The 25,627-nt window shown below is 34.6% G+C and carries 28 protein-coding genes, 1 pseudogene and 1 other annotated feature; of the genes and pseudogenes, 3 read left to right on the top strand and 26 right to left on the bottom strand.

Annotated features, from left to right (window positions below; genetic code table 11):
• Positions 1 to 2 precede the first annotated feature (2 nt).
• Positions 3 to 1,667 carry a DAK2 domain-containing protein gene (locus tag GTO82_RS03560; RefSeq protein ID WP_180873779.1) on the bottom strand — a complete coding sequence of 555 codons (1,665 nt, stop codon included), beginning with the start codon at positions 1,665 to 1,667 and terminating at the stop codon, positions 3 to 5.
• Positions 1,668 to 1,688: 21 nt separating this feature from the next.
• On the bottom strand, positions 1,689 to 2,051 hold the full coding sequence (locus GTO82_RS03555) for an Asp23/Gls24 family envelope stress response protein (protein ID WP_003647521.1): 363 nt from the start codon (positions 2,049 to 2,051) through the stop codon (positions 1,689 to 1,691).
• 170 nt (positions 2,052 to 2,221) lie between these two features.
• On the opposite strand from GTO82_RS03555, the gene rpmB reads away from it, so the two are divergent.
• Positions 2,222 to 2,407, top strand: coding sequence for a 50S ribosomal protein L28 (rpmB, locus tag GTO82_RS03550; protein ID WP_004895337.1), 186 nt, complete (start codon positions 2,222 to 2,224; stop codon positions 2,405 to 2,407).
• Positions 2,408 to 2,454: 47 nt separating this feature from the next.
• On the opposite strand, the gene GTO82_RS03545 is transcribed toward rpmB, so the two are convergent.
• From GTO82_RS03545 to gmk, 10 genes are read right to left on the bottom strand one after another with little or no spacing between them, the layout of a single operon-like run.
• Positions 2,455 to 3,123, bottom strand: a complete 669-nt coding sequence (locus tag GTO82_RS03545) for a thiamine diphosphokinase (RefSeq protein WP_180873778.1) — start codon at positions 3,121 to 3,123, stop codon at positions 2,455 to 2,457.
• Positions 3,120 to 3,770, bottom strand: a complete 651-nt coding sequence (gene rpe / locus GTO82_RS03540) for a ribulose-phosphate 3-epimerase (RefSeq protein WP_014567298.1) — start codon at positions 3,768 to 3,770, stop codon at positions 3,120 to 3,122. Before rpe ends, GTO82_RS03545 begins: the two co-directional genes overlap by 4 nt.
• A gap of 8 nt (positions 3,771 to 3,778) precedes the next feature.
• Positions 3,779 to 4,672: a ribosome small subunit-dependent GTPase A gene (gene rsgA, locus GTO82_RS03535; RefSeq protein WP_180873776.1), complete on the bottom strand. Its 894-nt coding sequence runs from the start codon at positions 4,670 to 4,672 to the stop codon at positions 3,779 to 3,781.
• Positions 4,672 to 6,660, bottom strand: coding sequence for a Stk1 family PASTA domain-containing Ser/Thr kinase (gene pknB, locus GTO82_RS03530; RefSeq protein ID WP_180873774.1), 1,989 nt, complete (start codon positions 6,658 to 6,660; stop codon positions 4,672 to 4,674). Before pknB ends, rsgA begins: the two co-directional genes overlap by 1 nt.
• Positions 6,661 to 6,662: 2 nt before the next feature.
• On the bottom strand, positions 6,663 to 7,415 hold the full coding sequence (locus GTO82_RS03525; RefSeq protein ID WP_135014141.1) for a Stp1/IreP family PP2C-type Ser/Thr phosphatase: 753 nt from the start codon (positions 7,413 to 7,415) through the stop codon (positions 6,663 to 6,665).
• Between the two features lie 6 nt (positions 7,416 to 7,421).
• The gene (gene rsmB / locus GTO82_RS03520; protein WP_180873772.1) at positions 7,422 to 8,738 is read right to left on the bottom strand and encodes a 16S rRNA (cytosine(967)-C(5))-methyltransferase RsmB; all 1,317 of its coding nucleotides are present in this window, start codon (positions 8,736 to 8,738) and stop codon (positions 7,422 to 7,424) included.
• Complete coding sequence (gene fmt, locus GTO82_RS03515; RefSeq protein ID WP_180873770.1) at positions 8,731 to 9,675, bottom strand: methionyl-tRNA formyltransferase; 945 nt, start codon at positions 9,673 to 9,675, stop codon at positions 8,731 to 8,733. Before fmt ends, rsmB begins: the two co-directional genes overlap by 8 nt.
• Positions 9,676 to 9,695: 20 nt before the next feature.
• Positions 9,696 to 12,092 (bottom strand): primosomal protein N', encoded by a 2,397-nt coding sequence (gene priA, locus GTO82_RS03510; protein WP_180873769.1) that lies wholly within the window; start codon positions 12,090 to 12,092, stop codon positions 9,696 to 9,698.
• 54 nt (positions 12,093 to 12,146) lie between these two features.
• Positions 12,147 to 12,365, bottom strand: a complete 219-nt coding sequence (gene rpoZ, locus GTO82_RS03505) for a DNA-directed RNA polymerase subunit omega (protein ID WP_004897072.1) — start codon at positions 12,363 to 12,365, stop codon at positions 12,147 to 12,149.
• A gap of 3 nt (positions 12,366 to 12,368) precedes the next feature.
• A complete protein-coding gene (gene gmk / locus GTO82_RS03500) occupies positions 12,369 to 12,983 on the bottom strand; it encodes a guanylate kinase (RefSeq protein WP_004897071.1) in 615 nt (204 codons plus the stop codon).
• 159 nt (positions 12,984 to 13,142) lie between these two features.
• Here gmk and GTO82_RS03495 point away from each other — a divergent pair, with 159 nt between their 5' ends.
• Positions 13,143 to 13,436: a hypothetical protein gene (locus tag GTO82_RS03495; protein ID WP_061400424.1), complete on the top strand. Its 294-nt coding sequence runs from the start codon at positions 13,143 to 13,145 to the stop codon at positions 13,434 to 13,436.
• Positions 13,437 to 13,514: 78 nt separating this feature from the next.
• Here the strand turns inward: GTO82_RS03495 and GTO82_RS03490 are convergent.
• From GTO82_RS03490 to rplU, 13 genes and pseudogenes are all read right to left on the bottom strand, one after another.
• Positions 13,515 to 14,904, bottom strand: a pseudogene (locus GTO82_RS03490) (IS3-like element IS1223 family transposase).
• 77 nt (positions 14,905 to 14,981) lie between these two features.
• The gene (gene recN, locus GTO82_RS03485) at positions 14,982 to 16,661 is read right to left on the bottom strand and encodes a DNA repair protein RecN (protein ID WP_014567293.1); all 1,680 of its coding nucleotides are present in this window, start codon (positions 16,659 to 16,661) and stop codon (positions 14,982 to 14,984) included.
• A gap of 10 nt (positions 16,662 to 16,671) precedes the next feature.
• Positions 16,672 to 17,484 (bottom strand): TlyA family RNA methyltransferase, encoded by an 813-nt coding sequence (locus GTO82_RS03480; protein ID WP_180873767.1) that lies wholly within the window; start codon positions 17,482 to 17,484, stop codon positions 16,672 to 16,674.
• Between the two features lie 3 nt (positions 17,485 to 17,487).
• Positions 17,488 to 18,354 (bottom strand): polyprenyl synthetase family protein, encoded by an 867-nt coding sequence (locus GTO82_RS03475; RefSeq protein ID WP_180873766.1) that lies wholly within the window; start codon positions 18,352 to 18,354, stop codon positions 17,488 to 17,490.
• Entirely contained in the window at positions 18,355 to 18,600 is a 246-nt protein-coding gene (locus tag GTO82_RS03470; protein ID WP_004897067.1) for an exodeoxyribonuclease VII small subunit, read from the bottom strand.
• Positions 18,581 to 19,951 carry an exodeoxyribonuclease VII large subunit gene (xseA, locus tag GTO82_RS03465; protein ID WP_135014136.1) on the bottom strand — a complete coding sequence of 457 codons (1,371 nt, stop codon included), beginning with the start codon at positions 19,949 to 19,951 and terminating at the stop codon, positions 18,581 to 18,583. Before xseA ends, GTO82_RS03470 begins: the two co-directional genes overlap by 20 nt.
• Complete coding sequence (locus GTO82_RS03460) at positions 19,941 to 20,789, bottom strand: bifunctional methylenetetrahydrofolate dehydrogenase/methenyltetrahydrofolate cyclohydrolase (protein ID WP_180873764.1); 849 nt, start codon at positions 20,787 to 20,789, stop codon at positions 19,941 to 19,943. The genes xseA and GTO82_RS03460 overlap by 11 nt, the downstream gene beginning before the upstream one ends.
• A 46-nt stretch (positions 20,790 to 20,835) precedes the next feature.
• A complete protein-coding gene (gene nusB / locus GTO82_RS03455; protein ID WP_180873763.1) occupies positions 20,836 to 21,237 on the bottom strand; it encodes a transcription antitermination factor NusB in 402 nt (133 codons plus the stop codon).
• Positions 21,238 to 21,678, bottom strand: a complete 441-nt coding sequence (locus GTO82_RS03450; RefSeq protein ID WP_180873761.1) for an Asp23/Gls24 family envelope stress response protein — start codon at positions 21,676 to 21,678, stop codon at positions 21,238 to 21,240.
• A 17-nt stretch (positions 21,679 to 21,695) separates the two neighbouring features.
• Entirely contained in the window at positions 21,696 to 22,265 is a 570-nt protein-coding gene (gene efp / locus GTO82_RS03445) for an elongation factor P (RefSeq protein WP_004895368.1), read from the bottom strand.
• Between the two features lie 84 nt (positions 22,266 to 22,349).
• Positions 22,350 to 23,459 (bottom strand): aminopeptidase P family protein, encoded by a 1,110-nt coding sequence (locus GTO82_RS03440; RefSeq protein WP_180873759.1) that lies wholly within the window; start codon positions 23,457 to 23,459, stop codon positions 22,350 to 22,352.
• Positions 23,460 to 23,531: 72 nt separating this feature from the next.
• Positions 23,532 to 23,831, bottom strand: coding sequence for a 50S ribosomal protein L27 (gene rpmA, locus GTO82_RS03435; protein ID WP_003647542.1), 300 nt, complete (start codon positions 23,829 to 23,831; stop codon positions 23,532 to 23,534).
• 19 nt (positions 23,832 to 23,850) lie between these two features.
• On the bottom strand, positions 23,851 to 24,162 hold the full coding sequence (rplU, locus tag GTO82_RS03430; RefSeq protein ID WP_003647543.1) for a 50S ribosomal protein L21: 312 nt from the start codon (positions 24,160 to 24,162) through the stop codon (positions 23,851 to 23,853).
• A gap of 14 nt (positions 24,163 to 24,176) precedes the next feature.
• Positions 24,177 to 24,257 (bottom strand) — a sequence feature (ribosomal protein L21 leader region).
• A 119-nt stretch (positions 24,258 to 24,376) separates the two neighbouring features.
• Here rplU and GTO82_RS03425 point away from each other — a divergent pair.
• The gene (locus tag GTO82_RS03425; RefSeq protein WP_180873758.1) at positions 24,377 to 24,733 is read left to right on the top strand and encodes an arsenate reductase family protein; all 357 of its coding nucleotides are present in this window, start codon (positions 24,377 to 24,379) and stop codon (positions 24,731 to 24,733) included.
• Here the strand turns inward: GTO82_RS03425 and GTO82_RS03420 are convergent.
• On the bottom strand, positions 24,728 to 25,567 hold the full coding sequence (locus GTO82_RS03420) for a YitT family protein (protein WP_180873756.1): 840 nt from the start codon (positions 25,565 to 25,567) through the stop codon (positions 24,728 to 24,730). The genes GTO82_RS03425 and GTO82_RS03420 overlap by 6 nt on opposite strands.
• Positions 25,568 to 25,627 lie beyond the last annotated feature (60 nt).

The raw sequence follows: 25,627 nt of genomic DNA, 5'->3' as shown, positions 1-25,627 counted from the left end.
TTTTATTCCACGGATACTAAGAAGTAGTAAACTGGCTGGCCACCATCATGAACTTCAAATTCCAAATCATCATGAGTAGCTTTAAGTTTTTTAACTACTTCGTCAGCTTCTGCTCTGGTAGCATAACTACCATACATAATAGTGATAATTTCACTATCTTCATCTAACATTTTTTCAATCATTGAAACTGTTGTATCAATCAAATCTGGGTTATCAACTTTAATGGTTCCATCAACAATTCCAAGATAGTCATTCTTTTTAACTTCAATGTCATTAATCTTAGTATCACGGATTGCTTTAGTAACTTCACCAGATTTAACAGTATCTAGGTCTTCAGACATTGCTTCAACATTTTCCTCTACTGAAGCATCTGGATCAAAGGAAAGCATTGCAGTCAATCCTTGAGAAATTGTCTTTGTTGGCACGATTCCAACCGGAATTTCACTAACTTCAGCAGCTTGCTTAGCAGCCATGATAATATTACCGTTATTTGGTAAAATAATAGCCTTTTTAGCACCAGATTTAGTAATGGCGTCCATAATATCCTTAGTTGATGGATTCATAGTTTGTCCACCAGAAATAATTCTATTTACGCCCTCACTCTTAAATAATTCACGGATTCCATGCCCTGAAGCAACTGCAATAACTGCAAAATCAACATTTTCTTCTTGTTCTTCGTTATTTTCTAAGATAGTTTCATGTTGAATCCGCATATTATCGATCTTAATTTTACCTAGTTGTCCAAATTTTTGACCGTATGTAAAAACATCTCCTGGATGTTCTGTATGGACGTGAACTTTAGTCACTTCACCATCTGAAACAGCTAAAAGGGAATCACCTAAGTTAGATAGATGTTCTCTAAATTGTTCAAGATTGAATTCTTCTTTATTTGGAACATCAGCAGTTAGGTCAACCATAATTTCGGTACAGTAACCATTTTTAATATCACTAGTTGACAATTGAACTTGAGCAGATTCAGCTTGATGGTGAGCTGCATTAATTAACTCATCCATTTCACCTTCATCTAGTTGATAGTCATCATTGTCCTTTTCGCCAAGAACTCCTTCTAAAAAGCCTTGGTAGATAAATACTAATCCCTGACCACCTGAGTCTACTACTCCAACTTGCTTTAAAACTGGTAATAAATCTGGCGTAGTCTTCAAAGCCTTTTTAGCTCCATCAACTACCGCTCTCATTACTTCGCTGACATCATCAGTTTCGTTTGCCTTGTTTTTACCTTCTTCAGCTGCAACACGAGCAACAGTTAAAATAGTTCCTTCAACAGGTTTCATAACTGCTTTATATGCAGTTGTAACACCATTTGCAAAAGCATTAGCTAAATCTTGAGCAGTTAGGGTATCTTTTCCTTCAGTAGCTTTATAAAAACCTCTAAATAGTTGAGAAGTTATAACTCCACTGTTACCGCGAGCTCCCATCAACATTCCTTTTGAGAGACTTTCAGTTAGGTCACCAACACATTCACTAAGATTTTCATTAACAGCTTTTGCGCCGCTCTCAATGGTTAAATTCATATTAGTTCCAGTATCACCATCAGGTACTGGGAAAACATTTAATTTATTTACAAATTCAGCGTTCTTGCCCATGCGATGAGTTGCTGCACGAACCATATCTCTGAATTGATCACTATTAATTTCAGTTAAAACCACAATTAACTCCTCCAGAATGCATTAATCGTCTAAAATCTTTACGCCTTGAACAATAACGTTAACCGACTTAGTCTTAATGCCTAAAAGATTTTCAAGATTGTATTTTACACTATCTTGGACATTGTGACTTACTTCCGAAATTTTTAGACCATAACCCACAATAATATATACATCAACGACGATTTGATTATCATTAGTTTTAATTACAACACCGCGACGATAATTTTCACGGTTTAAAATAGTATAAGCTCCATCCCGTAAAGCGTTCTTTGAAGCCATTCCAACTACACCATAGTTAGAAGTAGCTGCTCCGCCTACGACAGTAGCAATCACACTATTTGAAATATCAATTAAGCCATATTTTGTTTTAATTTTAACAGCCATCGTATTCCTCCATTAACGAAGAACAATTTTTTCTCAATTTATTTTAACACAGCAGGCTTTTATATCAACAATGTTAGTTTCAAGAAAATAGAAAGACAATATTGCACAATTCTAAAAGCTGTGATAAATTAAATAAGTACTACAACAACATAAAGGAGGGTTTAGCACAAATGGCAAAAGACATTATTACTGGCCGCAAGACGGTCTTTGGTAACAAGCGTTCAAAGGCTTTGAACTCCGTGCGGCGTTCATGGAAGCCAAACCTTCAAAAAGTTCGCATCCTTGTTGACGGTAAGCCAAAGCGTGTTTGGGTATCCGCTCGCGCTTTGAAATCCGGTAAGGTTAAACGTGTCTAATTAAGAAGTAAAAATAAAAGGGATCAAGAAATATTTCTTGATCCCTTTTATTTTTTATCTCGACTATTGATTACGATTAATGTCCCAGACTCACACGAAATCTCTATTGCTTGCCTATTCAAATATTCATTTGATGAATAAACTGTCGGTACGGACAAATCAATGGGTTTTAAATCATATCTCGCATTTTTAATACTAAAATTTTTAGCTCCTGTTAAAGTTCCAATTCCTAAATATTTATAATCAGCTTCATAAGAAAGTATGTGCTTCCCTTTTCCAAAAAAGCGGATAATATTTTGCTTATCAATAAATTTAATTTTTTCTTTAAATCTATCAAACGGAGCTTTCAGCATAGCATACATATTAACAAAAAAATGATCCATTCTTCCCCCTGTTGCTCCATATACCGTTAAACTGTCAACTCGATAATCGATAAATGCGGCATAAAACAACATTTCAGAATCCGTAAAATCTTTGATTGGATTCGAATAACGCATATCCATAACTTTACTTTCAACGATTTCTCTTTCATCAAAAGTCAATGAATCATAATCTCCTAAGGCAACGTCAGGTACTATCCCTAACTCTAATAAAAAAAGGCTGCCCCGATCACTAGCCATAATTAGGGCGCCTTTTTTACTTGCTTCTTTAATTTCAGTGGCTAAATTATGTGGCCATTCTTCTTTTGGACCACCTAATAATGCAATTGCTCTCATTTGTCTTCTTTTTTCAATTTCATAACTTGATCTTCAATACTTCCATTTTTAAAAATGTAAGAACCAGCTACAAAAATTGTGGCTCCTGCGTCTCTAGTAAGCTTTAAAGTCTTAGGCTCAATTCCACCATCAACTTCAATTGGAACACTTAAATTCTCAGCTTCAATCATATTCTTAAGTTCAACTAAACGTTCAACTGACTCTTCTTCAAACTTTTGCCCACCAAATCCAGGTTTCACTGTCATCAAAAGCACTTGATCTAATTCTTTTAAAAATGGTTGTAATTTTTGCACCGGTGTAGACGGATTAATGGCCATTCCACATCTAACATTATGATCTTTTAAATATTTTATCCAATATTCTGGATTATCCGTTGCTTCATAATGAAATTCTAAAAGATCACATCCAGCTTCTACAAAGAGAGGCAATGTTGTTTCTAAGTCATTACTCATTAAATGAATTTCAGCATCTGTTAACGGAAAAGAACGCTTAAAGTCTTTTACCAATTCTGGTCCATATGACAAATTAGGTACAAAGTGTCCATCCATAATATCAATATGGAATCTATCTATGCCGCTTTCAATAGCGGCTTTAATATCACGACTTAGATGCATATTATCTGCATTCAAAATTGATGGTGCTATCATAGTTTCACCTATTTCTTTAAATACTCTGGCATTCTATTGTCAGAAATTTCTTGTCTAATTTTTAAATAAGATTCATAACGACTGCGCGCTATTTTACCCTCTTCTACAAGTTTTTTAACCTCACAACCAGGCTCTTTAATATGTTGACAACCTCTAAATTTGCAGTTTGCACTTGCTTCTTTTAAATCATAAAAGTAATTTCTTAGATCATCAACTTTGATCTTAAAGAGATCAATAGCTGAAAAACCAGGAGTATCAGCAATAAAGCCAGAGCCGTATTTAAATAGTGTTACTTGTCTTGTGGTATGTTTTCCACGATTTAAAGCAGTTGAAATTGCTCCTGTTGCCTGCTTTGCTTCACTCTCCAGCTTATTCAATAATGTTGACTTGCCAGCACCTGATTGCCCAGCTAAGGTCCAAATCTGATCTTTATCGATCATTTTTGGAAGCTCATTTTCCAGTTTTTCTGCATCTTCAAAAACAGGATACCCAATTCTTTGGTAGTATTCTAACTCAGTTTGAATATCTTTTAATCTTTCAGAAGAAGTAATATCCGATTTTGACAAATAAATGACTACGCCAACATTTTTCCAAGCAAAAAATGTTAAATATCTATCTAATAATTCAAGTGAAAAGTCGGGCTCAACAGCGGAAATTACTAACAATACTCTAGACACATTTGCCACCGCTGGCCGCCCAATTTCATTAATGCGTGGCAATATTTCAATTAAATAGTTCATTCCCTGATCATCTAGTTGAACTACTACTCTATCTCCTACCAGTGGCTTTTGTTTACGATCTCTAAAAACTCCTCGTGCTCTCGTTCTAACTACTTTATTATCAATTTCGACATCATAGTAGCCTGAGATAGCACTAACAATCGTTCCTTCTGCTTTTTTCATTATTTATTAACGTCCTCATCTAAAATCGTTTCACCATTTCGCAATATTTTTATATGCCCATTTTTTTTGCTTAACTTAAACGGAATGGTAAAAGTTTGTTCAGAAGTAATGTTCATGTCTTTGTAAATATTATTAATTGAATGTCCATCATCAGAAACATATACCTGAATATGATCTGGCGTTTTTTCTGATCCGCTTTGATCAGCACTTCCTGGATAATTAATAGTATAAGATTTTGTAACAGTAGTGGTAGTAGTTGAACTGCTTGAAGTATCAGTAGAATTGTTTTTCTTAGCTTTTGCTACTACTATCGTTAACGTATCCCCAAGATTCATGTCAGTATCTGATTCTGGGGATTGACGTAAAACTGTACCATCATTTTTACCATCTGAGTCTTCTTCTTCAACTTTAAGTGATAAATGATGTTCCCGTGCATAATCTCGGGCACCTTTCAATGAATATCCCACGATATCTCTTAATTTTATTGTATTTCGTCTAGATCGGGTACTACTCGCCGAACTAGGCCCCTTCGAAACCAACAAAGTCACTGTTGATTTATTAGGATTTACTTCCTGACCTGGTTCAATATCTTGAGCATTAACCTGGTTTTTAGGACTAGGAGAGTATTCTTCAGTTTTAGTAACAGTAAAGCCCAGTTTAACCAGCTGTTTCCGTGCAAGAGAATAAGACTCTCCAATTACATTTGGCATTTCAACAAGATGACTACCTCGAGATAAAACTAAGTTAACTTTTTCTCCATCTTTTATCTGAGATCCAATCGGAGGGTCTGTTCTAATTACTTCTCCTTTTGGAACACTGTCAGAATATTCATAGGTAATCTTTCCAATTTTTAAATTAGATGATTGGAGAGACTTCTTGGCTTGGGTTTGACTCATCCTATTAAGATTAGGAATATCTACCATATCTTTTCTACCAAGAGCAAAGAATAGAATTACCATAATTACACAAAATGCAATTATAGCTCCTAGCCACCACCATGTATGACCCTTAAGATTTTTAAACAGACTCTTTTTTTCTTCTTTAGGTTCTTCCTTTGCTTGCACTTCATGGTCTTTATTATGAACGCTTCCTTCAAGAGGAGGAACAACAATAGTTTCATCAGTAGACGGATCATGCTCGGGCTTAAAAATCGGCTCATCCTTACGTTTTGGATCAAGACACGTATCCAAGTCCGCTTTCATTTCTAAAGCGGATTTATACCGATCTCGTGGATCTTTTGCTGTAGCTTTAAAAACAACATTTTCTAAAGCTTGGGGAACGTTAGGATTTTTATCTCTTAAAGATGGTGTTTTTTCTTGGAAATGCTTTAGAGCAACTGCAACAGCATTTTCTCCAGTAAAAGGAACTGTACCAGTCAATAATTTGTAAAGAATTATTCCTAAAGAATAGATATCCGATTGTTTTGTTGCCATACTGCCTCGGGCTTGTTCAGGTGACATATAATGCACTGATCCCATTGCAGTATTGGTTTGCGTCATCGTACTTTGATTTAAAGCAATTGCAATACCAAAATCCACAATTTTAATATTGCCTTTTTTATCCATTAAAATGTTTTGTGGTTTTAAGTCGCGATGGATCACATTGTGCTTATGCGCCAATGCAACGGCACTTAATATTTGATCCATGATATCAATTACTTTAGGCAAAGGAATTGGATTATTATGTTGGATATATTCTTCCAAATCAGATCCATCCACATAATCCATTACTAAATAATGACAATTTCCGTCTGTTCCTACATCAAGAATCGAAACAATATGCGGATGACTTAATTCACTAGTAGAAAGTGCCTCTCTTTGGAAACGTTGAATAGTTTGAGGATCCTTTTGCAAATCTAGTCGCAAAACTTTAACTGCAACTTTTCTTTGCAGAATAATATCTTCAGCTAAATAAACATTAGCCATCCCGCCTTCGCCTAAAACAGAGATAATCTTATAGCGACCACCAAGCAAATGGCCTTTCTCCATTGCTATTTGTCACCATCCTTTTCTACATAGGCAAGCAAGCAAACAGTAATATTATCTCCACCACCTAAACGATTAGCTTCATTAATAAGTTTATTACAACGCTCTTTTAAACTTAAATTTTTAGTGGCAAGGATTTGTTGAATTTGAGGATCAGTTAACGAATTTGTTAATCCATCAGTACAAAGCATAAAAATATCACCAGCATGAACTTCAAGAATATCAAATTCTGGGTTTACAGTACTTGAGACTCCTAAAGTTTCAGTAATAATATTTTTTTGAGGATGATTTCGAGCTTGTTGCTCAGTAATTTGACCCATCTTAACTAGCTCATGAACTAAAGAATGGTCTTCAGTAATTTGCTTAAATTCATTCCCCCCATATAGATAACAACGTGAATCACCTAAATGAGCAATTAGAATTTTTTCTGTAAAGGCAATTGCTAAAACTATTGTGGTGCCCATTCCATTTAGATCTGAAAAACGATCAGCTGTATTCAAGATAGTTTCATTTTCTAATCTTAATTGTACAGTTAACCATTTTTGAGCTAAGTCAGGATCAGTAAAATCTGTCTTTTCAAAATTATGGCCCAGATGACTAACTGCCATCGTTGAGGCAACATCTCCTCCTTGATGGCCACCCATACCGTCACAAACGATCCCCATAATAATATTATTTTGATTTTTAAATACCTTTACAAAGTCCTGATTAGTTTCTCGGACTCTACCAATACTTGAAGCAAATGCTGTTTTAATCAAAATTATTTACCCTCGTTTTTTTAATTTTGCAATAAAAAATCCGTCACTGCCGTCACTACTTGGAAAAATACGTACCATTTCTTGCTTAGGAAGCTTTCCTACTTGAACTGGTATCAACTCAAAATCGGGATGCAATTTTAGAAATTGCTTAACTACGCCTTCATCTTCTTCATAACTGATAGTACAAGTTGAATAAACCAGTTCTCCCCCATTAGCTAAAAGTCCGCTCACGCTCTCCAAAATAGCCAACTGAATTTTTGCTAAATTTTTAATATCATTTAATGATTTTTCATATCTAATCTCCGGCTTTCGTTTAATCAAACCCAAGCCCGCGCAAGGTGCATCTACTAAAATTTTATCAAATTGTCCTTGATTAAAATATTCTTTAGCCTTTCGTGCATCTAAAGCCTTTGTCTTTACTTTATCACTAACATGAAGACGCTCAGCCGCATTCCTTACAAGCTTTAGTTTATTCTCATGAATATCTAAAGCAATTACACTACCTGTTGTTAAGTTTTCAGCAATTTGAACCGTCTTACCACCAGGAGCACTACATGCATCTAATACCTGTTCATTACCCTTAAAGTTAAACGCATCTACAGCAAGTGAAGCAGCAGCATCCTGAATAGTAATTTTTCCATTTTTAAACAGTGCTGTTTGTGCTACTCCACCTTTATTAAGATTTAGATTATGACGAGTTAGACTAGATTCTTCAAAATTAAAAGTATCTTTTTTTAATTCTTCTTTGATTTCTTCAAAGTCTGACTCTTCTGTAGTCATTCTAATTGAATTAGCAGCAGGTTGATTACTTCGTACTAAAATTTCTTTTGTTTTATTTTCACCAAAATGATCTAATAAATATTCTACTAACCATTTAGGAAAACTTTCTTTAATACTTAAATATTCAACTAAATCATTGGTTGGTGGCAAAATTTTACCTTGACGCTCTAAAGCACGCAAAATTCCGTTAACCAGCTTATAGCTGCCACTATTTCTCTTACTATATTTTTTAGCAAGCTTGTTTGCCTCATCAAAAATCGCGTTCGCTGGTACTTTCTCTAAGAAAAAATACTGGTAGGCAGACATTAAAAGAAGCGGCTTTAAAAAACTATCGCGTAGTTTTGTTTTAATTAACGGTTTTAATTGATACTCTAAAAATATTTTATATTGAATTGTACCATATACAATTCTAGTAGCTAAGGCCTTATCAGCTGGCTTTAAATCATGTTTTATTAGTTCATTGTTTAAAGCAATATTAGAATAGCTTTTTTGATTAAAAACTTTGATCAAAGTTTCTAAAGCAACCGTTCTTGCATTACTCATCAATTATCTTATCTCCACTTGTAAAATGACTACCTTGACCATTGAGATAATCTTTAATATTCATTTTCTTCTTACCAGTTGGCTGAACTTCAAGTAATTCTAATTGACTACCATCAGCCATACTAATTACGAATTTCTTTTTATTAGAAACTAAAGTTCCAGCTGGAAAATTAGTCTTTTCAGTCAATGGCTTTGCTTTCCAAACTTTGAATCTCTTCCCATCAAGCATAAAGTAAGCACCTGGATCAGGATTAAGGGCACGAATTAGATTATTAGCTTCTTTAGCAGTCATTGATAGGTTTATCTTTTCTTGGTCTTTAGAGATGTTAGGTGAAAAGACAACCTTATCCTCATCCTGAGCAGTCCGAGTAACTGTTCCATCGATAAACTTAGGTAAAGTTTCTAAAAGAAGATCTCTTCCCAAAATACTTAACTTATCAAATAAAGTGCCACTTGTATCTTCATCTGTAATTGGCAAAGCTTTTTGGGCAAAAATATCCCCTGCATCCATTTTTTTCACCATCTCCATAATGGTAACACCAGTCTCTTTATCCCCATTTAAAACAGAATATTGAATTGGTGCACCACCACGATACTTAGGAAGTAGAGAACCATGAACATTAACTGGCGCTATTTTAGCTGATTTTAAAAACTTAGTTGGCAGAAACTGTCCGTAGGCAGCCGTAATAATAAAATCTGGTTCAATTTTCATTAATTCTGCCAGTTCTTCTGATCCTGACAATTTAGCAGGTTGATAAACTGGAAGATTATGCTTCAATGCTGTTTCCTTAACAGCAGATTGATGCACTACTTGTTTGCGCCCAACGCGCTTATCTGGTTGAGTAACAACTGCTTTAATTTCATATCCTTGATCAATTAATCCCTGTAGAACTACACTACCAAAATTTGGAGTTCCTAAAAAAATAACTGATGACATAGATTCCACTTCTTTCTAACTTACATTATTCTCTCTGGTTCATTATCAATATATATATTCAAACCACGTTTTTGTGCTAATTGTGCATCATCTTGAATTTGATGAAGCAACTCATGCAACTTAGGCTCATACTTATATTTTACCAAGATTTGGTAATAATATTGATTTTTAATTTTAGCTACACTACTTGGCGTTGGACCCAAAATAATAGTTGGAGCATGCAACTCTCGCATTAATTTTCTTTTTATTACAAATGCCTCTTTAGCAGCTGACTGTTCATTTTTTGATGTAACAGTAATTAGGGTAGTATAAAAAAATGGCGGATAGTTTCCCTGAAATCTAACCTGCATTTCTTTTTGATAAAATCCCTCATAATCCTGATTTTGAGCTAATTTTATTGCATAATTTTCCGGATTATAAGTTTGGATCATAACCCTACCCGTTTTTTCAGCTCTTCCAGCTCTTCCAGCTACTTGAGTCAGTAAATCAAATGTTTTTTCTGAAGAATTAAAATCTGGAAGAGATAATGCTGTATCAGCGTTAATCACTCCCACTAAAGTAACATTTGGAAAATCTAGTCCTTTAGCAATCATTTGTGTTCCTAATAGAATATCGGCTTGATGATTACCAAAACTATCAAGAATTTTCTTATAGCTTCCCTTACGCCTAGTAGTATCAACGTCCATTCTTAAGATTTTAGCGTCAGGAAGTAAAGTTTCAAGTTCTTCTTGAACTTTTTGCGTCCCCGTACCTAAAAATCTTATTTTTTCACTCTGACAATGTGGACATTTTCTTGGAATTGGCTCCTTATGGCCACAATAATGACATTGCATCTGTCCAGTATCTTTATGCAGAGTTAACGAGATATCACAATTTGGGCATTTTAAAACAAAGCCGCAATTGCGACAAAGCATAAAACTAGCAAAACCACGACGATTAAGAAGCAAAATAACTTGTTCTTTTTTAGCTATTTTTTCTTTAATTGCATCTACTAATGGAATTGATAAATCAAACTGTCCACCAGCAAATTCAACAGTTTTTAGGTCTATTAGATCCACTTTAGGTAGCGACCTTTGATTAGCACGTTTAGTCAAACGTAATAATTCATATCTTCCTTTTTGAGCCCGCGCCCGGCTTGATAAAGAAGGCGTTGCACTTCCTAAAACAACTGGACAATTGTGAAACTTACTTCTCAATAAAGCCACATCACGTGCATGGTAGCGAGGAGTATCATTTTGTTTATAGGAAGACTCATGTTCTTCATCAATTACTATTAAACCAATATTTTTTAAAGGGGCAAAAATTGCACTTCTAGCTCCTACTACAACTTGAGCTTCTCCCCGTCTAATTCGTCGCCATTCATCATATTTCTCACCTTCAGATAAACCACTATGTAAAACAGCAACATTATCTCCAAAACGCTCTTTCACTTGTTTAACCATTTGAGGAGTTAAGGAAATCTCAGGTACAAGCATCAATGCATTTCGATTCTGTTCAAGAGTCGTACTGATAGCATGAAGGTATACCTCAGTTTTACCACTCCCAGTAATTCCCTCAAGAAGAAAAGTCTTAGCCTCTTTTTCTTCAATACTAGTCCCAATTGAATTTAAGGCGTCTAACTGTTCTGAATTTAATCTAACCGAATGCTTACTAGCATTAGATTCAAAATCTTTCAATGGATTTCGATAAATCTCCTGCTCTTTTTTTAACAGCCATCCCTTTTTTTCGGCTGCTCGTAATGTAGAACTTGAGATTCCTAATTCAGACTCAATAGTTGAACCCAATTTTGGATATTCGTTATATTTTTCAACGATATTATTAAGCAATGCTCGCTGGTTTTTTGCTGTTGTTCTTATTCCTCCTAAAATATCCTGATATTCTGTTCTTGTTTTAGTCAAAAGATAGGCAGTCACCTGTTTCTTCTTAGCTTTATTTTCAACTAAGTATTCAATCTTAGCTTGATTATTTTTTATGAGCTTTTTAATTTTTATAATTGTCTCAAGATCAGAAACTTCATTTAAATCAAGCGGTTCACCTTTAAAAAGAGTATTTTCTTTAATTTCATCTGTAAGGGGAACTAGAATTTTACGATAATTCGCCTTCATTACGCGTGGTAACATTGATTGAAGAATTGTAATTCGATATGAAAAAATTTTATCAGCTAAAGTTTTAGAAAGAGCAATTAATTCTGGCGTAAGTGGTGGCAATTCATCAATTACAACAAGTAAATCTTTTAATTTTCCTGTATAAGAAGTTGTTTCACTGATTCCGACTACAAATCCCTGCACTTTTCGTCGACCAAAAGGAACAACCACTCTTGATCCAACAGCTACATCAGTTAATTCCTTTGGAATATGATATTCAAACACTCGATCAGTTTGTTTGGCAGCTACATCTACAATAACTTGCGCAATCATTTATCTTATCACCTACTAAAAAACCTTCATTGATTAACAATGAAGGAAAAGATTCTAGCCAATATCTTCACGATGCTCAGGATCAATTGTAACTTTACCAGCAGCAATTTCTTCAAGCGCTTCGCCCACTGCTTTATCAGACTTATAGTGTTTTAAAGCTAATGGAGCGCCTGCTTGAATCTCATGAGCTCTTTTAGCAGCTAACACTGAAAGAGAATAACGAGAATTTACTCGAGACAGCAATTTATCAATAGATGGGTATGTAATTTTCATCTGTTAATCCTCCTTAACCATATTTCTATAATCGTTAATTACTCGCGGTACACGCACGTGTTCAGCTTCAACAATAGACTTAATATGATCCACCGCATTAGCAACAGTATCGTTAACTACAGCATAATCATAATCTTCCATCATTAAAATCTCTTTACGTGCCTGTTTCATTCTCATGGCAATTACCTTGTCAGAATCAGTCCCGCGATTAACAATTCGATGTTTTAATTCATGCAAATCTGGTGGTGTCAAAAAGATAAAGACGCCATCTGGCATTAACTTGCGAACCTGTTTTGCTCCATTGACATCAATTTCAAGTAAAACATCTTTACCTTCATTGAGCATCTTTTGCACTGGTGCAAGTGGAGTACCATAATGGTTGCCTACATATTCATTATATTCCAAAAGCTCGTTACCTTTAATTGCTTCTTGGAAACGGTCCTCTGAAACAAAATAATAATCCTTCCCATTAACTTCGCCTGGACGAGGCTTACGAGTAGTCATTGAAACAGAATATTCAAATGAAAAAGCTTTTTGCTTCACCATTGCACTTTTAACGGTCCCCTTACCAACGCCAGAAGGACCAGATAAAACTAATAATAAACCTTGATGTGCCATTTTCGCTCCTAAAAATATAGTAACAAGAATATATTGCACTAAAAAACGAGGAATTTCAAGAGTTTCGCAAAGAGATATAAATTCCACTTGCAATCAAAAACATTTGTTCGTATAATACATAGTGCAAACACAAGTTCGGGATGTATAGAGGAATGAGATATGAATTTATTAAAGTCGCTTAATAATTATAGTAAACAAATTTATAATTACTTCTTTAATTATAATATTAATAAGCTTACTACTTTTGCACAAGACCCAAGTAAAATTATTAGAATTTTAGAGCATGCACTTTTTCATAAAGAATATATATTACTGACCTATCAAAATGGATGCACTGAGATTGGTCAGCTAATTAAAAGAACTTCTGCTGGGCGTTTTGTATTAGATAGCTATGATAGCAACATAATTAGAATAGTCGATTTAAACGAAATTTTTAACGTAGAGACGGCATAAAAATAAAGGACTTTTCAGTACAAATGTAATTTTTACTTTAAATGAAGTGCCATAGAAAAGTTAGACATTTATAAAATTTTAAAGATTTGATAATACACGATTTCTGTATTTTACAGGAGTCGTGTATTTTAATTTGTTTGATCTTCTAACATTGTTAAACCAATAAATATAATCTTTCAGAATTTCCTTCATCTCTTCTAAACTTCCAATCTTAAGTCGATTCAGTTTTTCTCTCTTCATTAGATTAAATATCGTTTCTCCTGGTGCATTATCATGACAATTTCCTTTTCGGGACATGCTTTGGATTATATTCATTTTCTTTAGTCGAGCCTGATAGCCTGGATTCTGATATTGAAAGCCTTGATCTGAATGAAGGATAGGAGCAGCTCCTGGTGGAAGATTATCTGCTAGTTCATCTAGCATATTATAAATAGTTTTCATTTCAGGAGAGTAACTTACTGCACAAGCTAGAATCTCCAAAGAAGCTTCATCTACTACAGGAGAAATATAAACTTTCTTGCCGTTAGTTAGTTTATATTCGGTTACATCGGTATGAAGAACTTTATAGGGGATAGTTTCATCAAAAGTTTGATTTAGGATGTTTGGTGCTTTCTTTCCTACATTACCCTTATACGAACTATATTTACCAGTATTTTTATGATAAATTGTTGTTTTTATTCCTAAACTTCTCATTAACTTACGTACTGTTTCTAGAGAAAATTTAAATCCTTCATCTCTTAACGCTCCCCACATAGGACGATAACCATATGTTTCTTGTCCTTCATAGCCATAATAGATTTCTTGAATCTTCTCTTTTACTAAAGCATACTTATCAGCTTGATTAATTCTATTTTTTACATTGTCATAGTAAGTCTTTCTATTTAATTTAAGCACCTTAAATAAGACCTTAAGTTTAATTTGATGGTGTTTTGCCCGAATATCCTGTATTAATTGTGTTTTTTGTTTGTTGGATAACGTGGATATCGGGCAGCCACTTTTTTTAAGACAAGATTTTCCACTCTAAGTCTTTCTAATTCAGCTTCCTGCTTAAGAATTTTTTCTTCATACTTTTGCTTTTCACTAAGTTCTAACTTTTTAGTTGTCTTCTTACTCTTTTTAGGCACTTTCCTAGGCCGACCTTTCTGTTAGCGTATCCTTCTTCATTGAACTTTTTAGCCCAATTGTATACTTGAGAATCACTAATATTAAACTTAGCCGCTACCTTTGAAACTCCAATAGAATGTGTTAAGTAGTAGCGTACCACATTTAGCCTAAAGTCAGAAGAATAAGTAGTTTTAGTATGTTTAACAGATAAGGCAGCTAAACCTTGACACTTAGCCTTATCAACCCACCTACGAATAAGAGTCCAATGAATATTATATTGTTTAGCTAAACCTTTTATTGAATCTTCATGATTTAAATATTTGGAAACAATTTCAATTTTTAATTCAGTCGAATATTTGGTCATAAAAAAATACCTCATAATTATTAGATTTTATGTCTAACAATTATGAGGCACTTCAAAACTGAGAAGTCCTTTTTATTTTATTCTTTAAAACTTTCCATTAAATCAGCTGCATTTCTCTTAGCAGCATCCGTTACATCAGAGCCTGCCATCATCTGAGCAATTGCAGTAATTGCTTCTTCTTGCGTAAGCGGACCGACTTGAGTATAAGTAGCTCCATCTTTAACTTGCTTTACAACTGAATAACGTTGATCTCCAGCAGCAGCCACCTGTGGGGAGTGAGTAATTGTAATAACTTGTTTTTCTTGACCAATTGCATGCATCTTTTTACCAATTGCTGCTGAAACTCTGCCTGAAACTCCAGTATCAATTTCATCAAAAATCATGGTTCCAACTGGTTCTACACGACTAAAGATTGCTTTTAATGCCAAAATTAAACGTGATTGTTCACCGCCAGATACTATTTTGACTAATGGCATCAAAGCTTCACCAGGATTAGGTGCAATCATAAAGATAACTTCATCAGTTCCAAGTTTTGTAAATGAATTAGTCTCATTAATTCTAATAGAAAAGCGTGCTTTTTCCATATACAGATCAGCTAATTCTTTTTTTATTTTTTCTTCAAGATCGCGAGCAATCTTTTCTCTCTGTTCATGTAAATTTTGGGCTTTTTGACTAAGGCTTTTTTCAATGATTGCGAGTTCTTTTTGGATTTTTCCCTCGTCTAAATCTCCAGTTTCAAACTTATTTAGTTCACTTTTAACCTTTTGTGCAAATTTAAAAACATCGTCTAAAGTTGGGCCGTATTTTTTCTTCAAAGTATTCAATGTATCTAATCGACTAGAAACATATTGATATCGCTCTTCGTCAAAGTCCATTTGATCCATTAAAGTAGATAGTTCACTACGAGCATCATTTAAAGAATAAATACCATCATTAAGGCTGGTAGCAAAATTTTCAAATTTTTTACCATAATTACTCAAATCTTCAGCAGCATTTTGTGCATCCCCAAGTAAAGTAGCTAGTCCATGTTCATCATCATCGTATAATTGCATAAAATAATTAGCTGTATCTGCAATTTTTTGATAATTATTGAGCTCATTAAATTCTTCTTCTAGCTTCTCATCTTCATTTGGATCGTTCAAATCAGCACTTTCTAGTTCATTATTTTGAAATTCCAAAATATCCTGTTTTTGAGCAATTTCTTGAGCATCTTCTCTTAACTTACGGAGTTGAGAAGTAAGATGACGCCATTTTTCAAAGTCAACTTTATAGCTGTGCAATTCTTTCTTAAATTCAGGCTCTGCATAATTATCAATCAAATCTATTTGTCGATCTTGATCCATTAAAATTTGTTGATCATTTTGACCATGAATATCAACTAAATTTCGTCCAATTTCACGTAAAACATTGATTGTAGTCAGCTGCCCATTAATTCTAACTACATTTCTTCCCTTATGTGTTAATTCTCGGCTAATTATTAGCTGATCATCTTCAAAAGGCAGACCATATTTTTCACATAAATCTTCAATAAGATCCTTTTGTTCGCTTAACACAAATAAACCAGTGATGACCGCCTTCTCTTCACCCGAGCGAATCATTTCACTTTGCGCACGACTTCCTAAGAGTAGAGAGACAGCATCAATAATAATTGATTTACCAGCACCAGTTTCTCCAATGAGAACAGTCATTTTTTCTTGAAAGCGAACTTTTAAAGTTTTAATGATTGCAAAATTTTTAATATCTAATTCAACTAACATTTTATCTCACCTAAAGGCCATTAACTGCACGTTGAACTACATCGGAAGGATTACCTTTCCATAAGTCTTGACCTGGATTTGCTATGTCTTTTCCTAAATGAATAAGAAATTCAATATTTCCTTTACCACCTTTAATTGGTGAATAGTCTACTCCCAAAATATTAAACCCTATTTTTTGAGCAACTTTCATGGTATGGTTAATAACATTTGCATGAACTTCATGATCATGAACAATCCCATGCTTACCTACATTCTCAGGACCTGCTTCAAATTGTGGCTTAATTAAACACACTGCATCGCATTTATCTTTTAAAATTTCATACATTGGCGGCATAATTAAATCTAATGAGATAAAGGAAACATCTGTCATTGCAAAATCAGGCAATCCATCAGTGAAGTCGACTGGCTTACTGTAGCGAAAATTCTGTTTTTCCATTACTACAACTTGAGGATTATCTCGTAACTTCCAAGCCAGTTGATTATATCCTACATCTAAGGCATAGACTAACTTAGCCCCATTTTGTAAGGCAACATCGGTAAAACCACCAGTGGATGCTCCAATATCAAGGCAAATTTTCCCTTTCAAATCAATATTAAATACTTGCAGGGCTTTTTCTAATTTGAATCCTCCACGGGAAACATATTTTTTACCATCATCTTTTATATGAAAAACTTCATCTTCAGGAAATTTTTCTCCACTTTTATCAATTCTTTGATGATTATGGTCATTAACTAATCCAGCCATAATAGCTCTTTGAGCTTGACTACGAGAATTAAAAAGACCTTGTTCAAACAACAATACATCTGCACGCTTTTTAGACATTTACTATAATACCTTCTGATACAAATTAAAAAATTCACCTAATAAAGGTTGTTCAAAAACTTCTATAGCTTTTCTTCCTGATTCAATCATTTCTATAAGTTGTTTACGACTAGCTTCAATCCCAAGCAAAGTTAAAGTATTATTTTTACCTTCTGTTGCATCCTTATGAGTAGCTTTTCCCGCTTCAGTTGCTGTCTCTACTACATCTACCAAATCATCATAGATTTGATAAGATCTTCCAAAACGCTTGCTGAAGTTGTCTAATCTATTAAGCTCAGAATCAGTTGCACCAGCATAAATTGCAGCCATTCTAACACTTGCTTCAATTAGGCAGCCTGTTTTCAACCACTCTATCTGATCAATCATCTTTGCATTTTCTTTAGCTGAATCATTATTAGTTGTAACAATATCAAGATATTGACCACCTACCATCCCATTTGGTCCTACAGCCTGAGAAATAATAATTGCTAACGCAGCTGAATTACTCCCCTCGGTGATCCATTGAATTCCCAACGGAAGCAACCCATCTCCAGCTAATATAGCTTCTGCTTCTCCCCATTTTTTATGAGAAGTAAGTTTTCCGCGACGATAATCATCATTATCCATCGCGGGTAAATCATCATGAATTAGAGAATAAGTATGAATTAATTCAATTCCACATGCAATTCTTAATTCTGGCTCTTCAATTTTATGATTTAGTGTCTCAAGAGTTGCTAAGAAAAGCAAAGGACGTAGTCGCTTACCTCCCGCCATTACTGAATAAGACATAATTTTACTAAAAGTTGGAGTATCAATTTCAGTAACCAGATGTTCTTTTAAGAAATTGTCAATTTGAGGTGTATATTTTTCTTGAAAATCTTTTAACTTCATTTATTCTTCCTCAGGAGCAGACGCATTTTGGGGATCTAAAGCCTTTTCGTTCCCATCTTTATCTACTAACTTGGCCACAGTTTGTTCTGCATCATTTAGCTTTTTCTCTAATTCTCGGCTTAATTTAACTCCTGCTTGAAATTCACTTAAAGCATCTTCAAGAGGAACATTACCACTTTCAAGCTTATTAACTATTTCTTGTAATTCATTTAACTGTTCTTCAAAATTATTTTTCTTGATTGCCATTTTTTTCTCTCCGAATATTTTCTACATTTACTTGCACTTGACCATCTTTAAAATGTAACTTTAACTTCTCATCAATTTTTAGCTGGTCAACTGAAGTAACTGTATTTCCTTTTTGATCAGTTGTATAAACGTATCCTCGACTAATTGTTTTCAACGGACTAATATCATCTAATTGTTGCATAGCTCGATTTAATCTATTTCTTTGATCTTTAAGATAGTTATTCATCGTTGAAAATAAATTCGATACTACAAAATTTCGTTCACGCTCAAGTTGCTCTAATTTTCGGCTAGGACTGAGTGCCTTAAGACGCTCTTGAAGTAAACGTAATGTAGATCCATCGTGCTGTAGTCGATTGTCCATTGCCTGATTAAGACGATGGATGAGCATATCAACTTGTTGAATTTGTTGATCATAAATTCTAGTTGGCTCTTGTAAAACTGGTGCGTTCTTTAACCGATCTAAAATTTGATGCTTTGTATGAATATTGGCCTGAACGGCAGCATAAAGTCTTGCTCGTAATTGAACAATTTGCGTTAGTACATCAACTAAATTAGGAGTTGCATATTCTGCTGCAGCAGTTGGAGTAGCTGCTCTAGCATCGGCCACTAAATCAGCTAAAGTTGTATCAGTTTCATGTCCTACTGAACTGATCACTGGCATCTGCATCGCATAAATCTGCCGCACAACTTTTTCTTCATTAAATGGCCATAAATCTTCTAGTGATCCACCGCCACGCCCAATGATTACAACATCATATTTATCGCCTTGAGCTTGAATTTGCTGTAAAGCAGCCACAATTGTATCTGCTGCTTCATCTCCTTGAACTTTAGCGGGATACAAATCAATCTCAGCATGAGGAAAACGGCGATTAGCAGTAACCATAATATCATGAATTACCGCTCCTGAAGCACTAGTTACAACTGCAATACGATCTGGAAATAGGGGGATCTTCTTTTTATGTTCTTCATTAAATAATCCCTCCTTTGCAAGCTTCTCTTGCAATTGTCTTAACTGTTCATAAAGAGCTCCTAAACCTGCTGGCTCCATAGTCTGAGCATAAAATTGGTAAGATCCCTGTGGTCCATAAACATCTACATATCCACTAACATAAACCTTCATTCCCTCTTCAGGCTTAAATTTTAATTTTTCAAAAAATGAGCGAAACATCACTACATTAATTTTTGATTTTTCATCTTTTAATGAAAAATACTGGTGGGAATTCATTCTAAATCTAAAGTTAGACAATTCTCCCTGTAAAAACACTTTATGTAAATAGGGATCATTTTTAAACTTTTGTGAAATATAAAAATTTAAATCACTAACAGAAAGATAAACTTTATTATCTACCATGTTGTTTCCTCGTCAAAATTACGGCTTGTTTCATTAAACTGGCAACTGTTAAGGGACCTACTCCTCCGGGTACCGGTGTAATTGCTTTAGCTTTCGGAGCAACCATATCGAAGTCGACATCTCCCATTAATTTACCATTCTCACGGTTCATCCCAACATCGATTATAACTGCTCCCTCTTTTACCATATCCTCAGTTACTAAATGTGCTTTACCCACATCCGAAATAATCACATCAGCATTTTTAGTTAGCTCTGATAAATTTTTTGTTTTTGAATGGGCAATCGTAACAGTTGCATCCCGTTCAACTAAAACTGCAGCTAAGGGCTTTCCTACAATTACGCTACGACCAATAATTACTGTATTTTTACCGGCCATCTCAATTCCATAATAGTCAATTAAGGTTAAAATACTGCGAACTGTTGCTGGGATTATATCACTCTGTCCTTCCCAGAGACGCCCTAAGTTAAGAGGTGAAAATCCATCCGCATCTTTTTCTGGAGCAATTGTTTCAAAAATAGCCCTTGGATCAATTTGAGGAGGAACGGGCAATTGCACCATTATTCCATTAATACTTGGATCTTGATTAAGGTCTTCAATTTTTTCTAGAAGTTCAGCTTGAGAAGTATTAGCGGGAAAATGCAGTCCTATTTCCTTAATTCCTACTTTTTTAGCTAAGTTTCTTTTAACTCGCAAATAAATTTTGCTTGCCGGATCATCTCCAACTTCTATTACGCATAAAGTTGGATTTATTCCGTCACTTTTTAATTTTTTTATTTCTTCTATCAAGTTCTCTTTAATTTCATTTGCAGGAGTTTTTCCTTCTAGTAATTTTTTCACTTAATCACCTCATAAAAAAAGTCGGCTCAACGAGCCGACTCATTAGTTAGTCTTTCTTAATGAAATTGGCCAAGAGACCATTAATAAACTTTTTAGATTCCTTAGAGCTAAATTCATCACATAAATTTAACGCTTCATTTAAAGCAGCTACCGGATCAATTACTTTGCTCTTTTGCATTTCATAAAGAGCTACTTCAAGGATTGCCAAGTCAATTTCGTTAATTCTATTAAGACGCCAACCCTTTTTTAAATATTTACTTAATTGCTCATCAAGTGCTTCTTTATTTGCTAAAACACCATTAACTAATTCTGTAGAATAGTCTGGGAAATCTTTCAATTCCAAAGCCTTTAAAGCTTTTTGACAAACTTCCTCTGCATCAGTTAATTTACCTTGGTTAGCCAAATAAATTGCTTGCATAGCAATTCTTCTCATCTCATGCTGTGTCATTTAGTCTTTAGCCTCGTCCTCTTTATCATCTGGGAAAAGTGCTTCTGTGTCAGCCTTTACTTCAGTTTCGTCTGTTTCTGAAACCAAGCCAACTACATGAACATTAATTTGAGTTAAATCTAAATCTGTCATTTGCTTCAATTGCAAAGTTAGATTTTTTTGCAGTTGGACGCATACTTTTGGCACATTTACACCGTAGTCAAGATAAGTATAAACATCAGCAGTTAACTTATCGTCTTCAACACTTAGGGAAACACCTTTACCTTGGTTAGAACGACCAAAAAGAGTATCGATGCCAGTTTTTAGCGTCCCACGCATTTCGCTGACGCCATCGACTTTTCTGGCAGCAATTCCTAGAATAACCTCTAAAACACCAAGGTCAACTCGGGTTTCATCGCCTTTGTCATTGCTTGATAAAAGAATCGTTGAATTATCAGCCATATTTTTTACCTCAAAAACTATTTATTAGCACGAGAAACGTAAGTACCATCAGCAGTATTAATAGTTAATACATCACCTTGATTAATAAAGAATGGTACGTTAACTACTAAGCCAGTTTCCATAGTTGCTGGCTTACCACCACCGGAAGATGTATCACCCTTAATATTAGGTTCAGTTTCTGCAACTTCAAGATCAACTGTATTTGGTAAATCAACACCCAAAGTCTCACCTTCATGAGTAATAACGTTAACTACCATGTTTTCTTTCAAGAACTTAGATTCTCTTTCAACTTGAGCTTCTGGAATTTCAAGTTGTTCATAAGTATTAGTATCCATAAATACAAAACTTGTACCATCATTGTATAAGTATTGCATTGCCTTAGTTTGAATATCAGCAGTATTTACTTTAGCAGTTGAACGGAAAGTATATTCTTGAACTGCACCAGTTCTTAAACTCTTAAGTTTTGAACGAACAAAGGCACTACCTTTACCTGGCTTAACGTGTTGGAATTCAACAATACGCCATAAATCATTGTTATATTCAATAGTTAATCCATTTTTAAATTCATTAACTGAGATCATTGTCATAGTAAAATTACCTCATTTCTACACTTATTTATATTACCAATCTTATCTATTGTTTCGCAACATTAACCGCATAATTACACAAAATTATAAGATTAAAAGTTCATCTTTTGGCAACTGTGACATCACATATGGATGATTATCTTTAATTAAAACATCATCTTCAATTCTAACACCGCCACGGTCTGGCAAATAAATTCCTGGCTCAACCGTGATTGCCATATTATTTTTCATAACTTCTTTACTATATGGCATTGCTGGCGTACAGAGTTCATGCACTTCTAAGCCAATTCCATGACCAATACCGTGACCAAAGTACTCTCCATATCCTTGCTCTTTAATGTAGTTTCTACCAGCTTGATCGATATCTTTACCAGTATTTCCAGCAATTGCAGCTGCAATTCCCCGTTTTTGTGCTTCTAGTACAATATAATATATTTTTTCTAGTTCAGGCTCTACTTGGCCTAAAGCAACTGTTCTAGTAATATCTGCGGTATAACCATGATAAAAACTTCCAAAGTCAATTACAATTAATTCACCTTTTTGAATCTTTTTATCACTCGCAACACCATGGGCCCAACTACCGCGGTATCCGGAAGCAATTATTGTCTCAAACGAAGGGCCATCTCCACCATTCATTTTGAACAAATAATCTAATTTTGCTCCAATAGCACGCTCACTAACACCCGGCTCAATTAAAGGCAAAATTTCTTTAAAACTTTGAGCTGAAATATCAATTGCCTTTTGCAAAGTTTCTAATTCTAGCTCATCTTTTATGTTACGAACTGTTTCTACTAATTCAGCATTTAAAATAAAATTAAGATCAGGACAAGCCTGCTTAAGAGCCTCAAATTGAGTTGCAGAAATAAATTCTCCTTCAACTAGAACAGTTTTAACATCTAGCTGCTTTAGTTGGCCGGCAATTTCTTTTATCACGTCCATAGTTTGCATAACTACCTTCATTTCGCCAGGTGCCTGATGGCGAATTTGATCTTTGAAACGTGAATCAGATAATAAAATGCGATCTCCATTTGCAGTTAAAATAAGTTCAGCTTCTTCACCAGAAAAATTGGTTAAAAAGCGATAATTAGCTTGATTAAAAATGACTAACGCATCTGCCTGCTTTTCTTTAATCAATTTAGTAGTTTTACTAATTCGATTATTAAGTAAAGTTAATAACTCTTGATCTGAAGACATAGGCTTGGATCCTCCTGAGTAGATAAAAAAAGACTGAACGTTCCTTAGGGACGTCCAGCCTGCAAAAGAAAATTATTTTGCTTCTTCAACTGGGTAAACAGAAACTTGTTTACGATCTCTGCCCAAACGTTCGAATTTAACAACGCCACTAGTTAAAGCAAACAAAGTGTCGTCGCCACCAATACCAACGTTCTTACCTGGGTGGATCTTAGTACCGCGTTGACGGAAAATAATTGAACCTGCATTGATCTTTTGACCATCAGCACGCTTTGCGCCTAAACGACGACCAGCTGAGTTACGACCGTTAGCAGTTGAACCACCACCCTTGTGGTGGGCAAATAATTTAAGTGCTTCAAGATTATTAATCATCATAATTTGTTTCACCCCTTAATTAAGCTTCAATGCTTTCGATAGTTACCTTAGTGTAAGGTTGACGGTGACCATACTTAGTGTGTGAGTGCTTCTTAGGCTTGTACTTGAAAGTAACAACTTTCTTTTCTTTGCCTTGCTTTTCAACTTTAGCAACAACTTTAGCACCTTCAACTACTGGAGTACCAATCTTAGTTGATTTACCATCGTTTACAAGAATAACTTCATCAAAAGTTACTTCGTCACCAGGCTTAACTTCAAGTTTTTCAACAAAAACGCTGTCGCCCTTAGCAACCTTGTATTGCTTACCACCGGTTTTAATAACTGCGTACATTTGTACACCTCCGAAAAAATACTTAGACTCGCCGCATGAGGTGGAATTAACGTTAATTCTCTTCTAACCTCATAAACGTGCGGTTGCAGATGTGAGGTTTCCACAAATACAACTCTTACAGTATACTCTCATCCCTCTTTTAAAGCAATTCAATATCAAAATTTCTAAAAAAATAATAGAATATTAGTAGATATTTTTTAAGAAGGAATACATTATGATCAAATTTTACGGATACAAACGTTGTTCCACCTCTAAAAAAGCACAAAAATGGCTAGATCAACACCATATTGCATATGAGTATCAAGATTTAGTAGAAAAGCCACCTAAACAAGAAGACTTGCTTAAGTGGCTAAATAAGTTTCAAGATAGAGGTTTAAGATATTTCTTTAATATATCGGGACAAGTCTATCGTCAGATGCATTTAAAAGATCAGATTGATTCCATGTCAATTGAGGAAGCTGCTATATTACTCTCACAAAACGGCAAATTAATTAAGAGACCGTTAGTAACTGACGGTAAGAAATTAACTTGTGGCTTCAAAGAAAATACGTACGAAAAAGTCTGGCTATAGTCCCCATTGGCCTCCATGAACCCGAGCTACTGTATCAGTAATAATAAATGCGTCAGGGTCAATTTCATGAATTTTACTAATCAAAGGACCGTACTCACGTGTATCAACTACTAAAAGTAATTGTTTTTTATCATCATCGCTATAGCCACCAACAACATCATAAATTGTCAAACCATTATAATTATCTAGTAACATAGTTTTCAATTCAGTGAAATGTTTATTACTCATAATACGAACTTGATATTTTCGATCAAAGCCTGCTTCTGCATAGTTCATCGTCATAGATGTAACTACCTGAGACAAAGCAGCTAGTAAAAATGCATTCCATCCATCAACAAATATATTTAGGAAAATAATTATCATATCAATTCCAAGTAAGCCAACCGCTGGATTGATATAAAAATATTTTTTCAAAATCATTGGTGGAATTGTTGTCCCGCCACTTGAAGCATTTACACGATAGAGAAGAGAGACTCCTAGTCCCATTAATACTCCACCGTAAATTACAGCAAGTAATTGGTTATTAGTAATTTCAAAACTTGGGGTAATTTCCATTAGGATTGGCAATAATAAACTACCTAAGGCAACGTTTTTCGTTGTCTTTTTTCCTAAAAAGATAGCTGCCAAAACCAACATTAAAATATTAACAACTAAAACCGTTATTGAACGGTTAATTCCCCATACTGCGTCAACTAAAATCGAAATACCAGTTGATCCTCCCGCAGCAATATTAATTGGACCATAGAAGAAATTAATAGAAATGGCGATAATTTCTAGGCCGGCTAAAAATACTACCCAGCGCATCCAAGATTTCTTTTTAATGTTTTTTGTCATTTCATCATCCTTCCTAAAAATAAGTTATTAATATTTTATCTAATTTCTATACAGGTTGTC

Origin of the sequence: Lactobacillus johnsonii, assembly GCF_013487865.1 — a bacterium.
Lineage (GTDB): Bacteria > Bacillota > Bacilli > Lactobacillales > Lactobacillaceae > Lactobacillus > Lactobacillus johnsonii_A.
Note: the sequence above shows the minus strand (reverse complement) of the source record. Positions and strands in the feature narration are given on the sequence as shown.

Bases quoted from the DNA above. Each gene is read 5' to 3' on its own strand.
- GTO82_RS03555 (WP_003647521.1), bottom strand. From the start codon at position 2,051: ATGGCTGTTAAAATTAAAACAAAATATGGCTTAATTGATATTTCAAAT.
- rpmB (WP_004895337.1), top strand. From the start codon at position 2,222: ATGGCAAAAGACATTATTACTGGCCGCAAGACGGTCTTTGGTAACAAG.
- GTO82_RS03545 (WP_180873778.1), bottom strand. From the start codon at position 3,123: ATGAGAGCAATTGCATTATTAGGTGGTCCAAAAGAAGAATGGCCACAT.
- rpe (WP_014567298.1), bottom strand. From the start codon at position 3,770: ATGATAGCACCATCAATTTTGAATGCAGATAATATGCATCTAAGTCGT.
- rsgA (WP_180873776.1), bottom strand. From the start codon at position 4,672: ATGAAAAAAGCAGAAGGAACGATTGTTAGTGCTATCTCAGGCTACTAT.
- pknB (WP_180873774.1), bottom strand. From the start codon at position 6,660: ATGGAGAAAGGCCATTTGCTTGGTGGTCGCTATAAGATTATCTCTGTT.
- rsmB (WP_180873772.1), bottom strand. From the start codon at position 8,738: ATGAGTAATGCAAGAACGGTTGCTTTAGAAACTTTGATCAAAGTTTTT.
- fmt (WP_180873770.1), bottom strand. From the start codon at position 9,675: ATGTCATCAGTTATTTTTTTAGGAACTCCAAATTTTGGTAGTGTAGTT.
- priA (WP_180873769.1), bottom strand. From the start codon at position 12,092: ATGATTGCGCAAGTTATTGTAGATGTAGCTGCCAAACAAACTGATCGA.
- rpoZ (WP_004897072.1), bottom strand. From the start codon at position 12,365: ATGAAAATTACATACCCATCTATTGATAAATTGCTGTCTCGAGTAAAT.
- gmk (WP_004897071.1), bottom strand. From the start codon at position 12,983: ATGGCACATCAAGGTTTATTATTAGTTTTATCTGGTCCTTCTGGCGTT.
- GTO82_RS03495 (WP_061400424.1), top strand. From the start codon at position 13,143: ATGAATTTATTAAAGTCGCTTAATAATTATAGTAAACAAATTTATAAT.
- recN (WP_014567293.1), bottom strand. From the start codon at position 16,661: ATGTTAGTTGAATTAGATATTAAAAATTTTGCAATCATTAAAACTTTA.
- GTO82_RS03480 (WP_180873767.1), bottom strand. From the start codon at position 17,484: ATGTCTAAAAAGCGTGCAGATGTATTGTTGTTTGAACAAGGTCTTTTT.
- GTO82_RS03475 (WP_180873766.1), bottom strand. From the start codon at position 18,354: ATGAAGTTAAAAGATTTTCAAGAAAAATATACACCTCAAATTGACAAT.
- GTO82_RS03470 (WP_004897067.1), bottom strand. From the start codon at position 18,600: ATGGCAATCAAGAAAAATAATTTTGAAGAACAGTTAAATGAATTACAA.
- xseA (WP_135014136.1), bottom strand. From the start codon at position 19,951: ATGGTAGATAATAAAGTTTATCTTTCTGTTAGTGATTTAAATTTTTAT.
- nusB (WP_180873763.1), bottom strand. From the start codon at position 21,237: ATGACACAGCATGAGATGAGAAGAATTGCTATGCAAGCAATTTATTTG.
- GTO82_RS03450 (WP_180873761.1), bottom strand. From the start codon at position 21,678: ATGGCTGATAATTCAACGATTCTTTTATCAAGCAATGACAAAGGCGAT.
- efp (WP_004895368.1), bottom strand. From the start codon at position 22,265: ATGACAATGATCTCAGTTAATGAATTTAAAAATGGATTAACTATTGAA.
- GTO82_RS03440 (WP_180873759.1), bottom strand. From the start codon at position 23,459: ATGTCTTCAGATCAAGAGTTATTAACTTTACTTAATAATCGAATTAGT.
- rpmA (WP_003647542.1), bottom strand. From the start codon at position 23,831: ATGATGATTAATAATCTTGAAGCACTTAAATTATTTGCCCACCACAAG.
- rplU (WP_003647543.1), bottom strand. From the start codon at position 24,162: ATGTACGCAGTTATTAAAACCGGTGGTAAGCAATACAAGGTTGCTAAG.
- GTO82_RS03425 (WP_180873758.1), top strand. From the start codon at position 24,377: ATGATCAAATTTTACGGATACAAACGTTGTTCCACCTCTAAAAAAGCA.
- GTO82_RS03420 (WP_180873756.1), bottom strand. From the start codon at position 25,567: ATGACAAAAAACATTAAAAAGAAATCTTGGATGCGCTGGGTAGTATTT.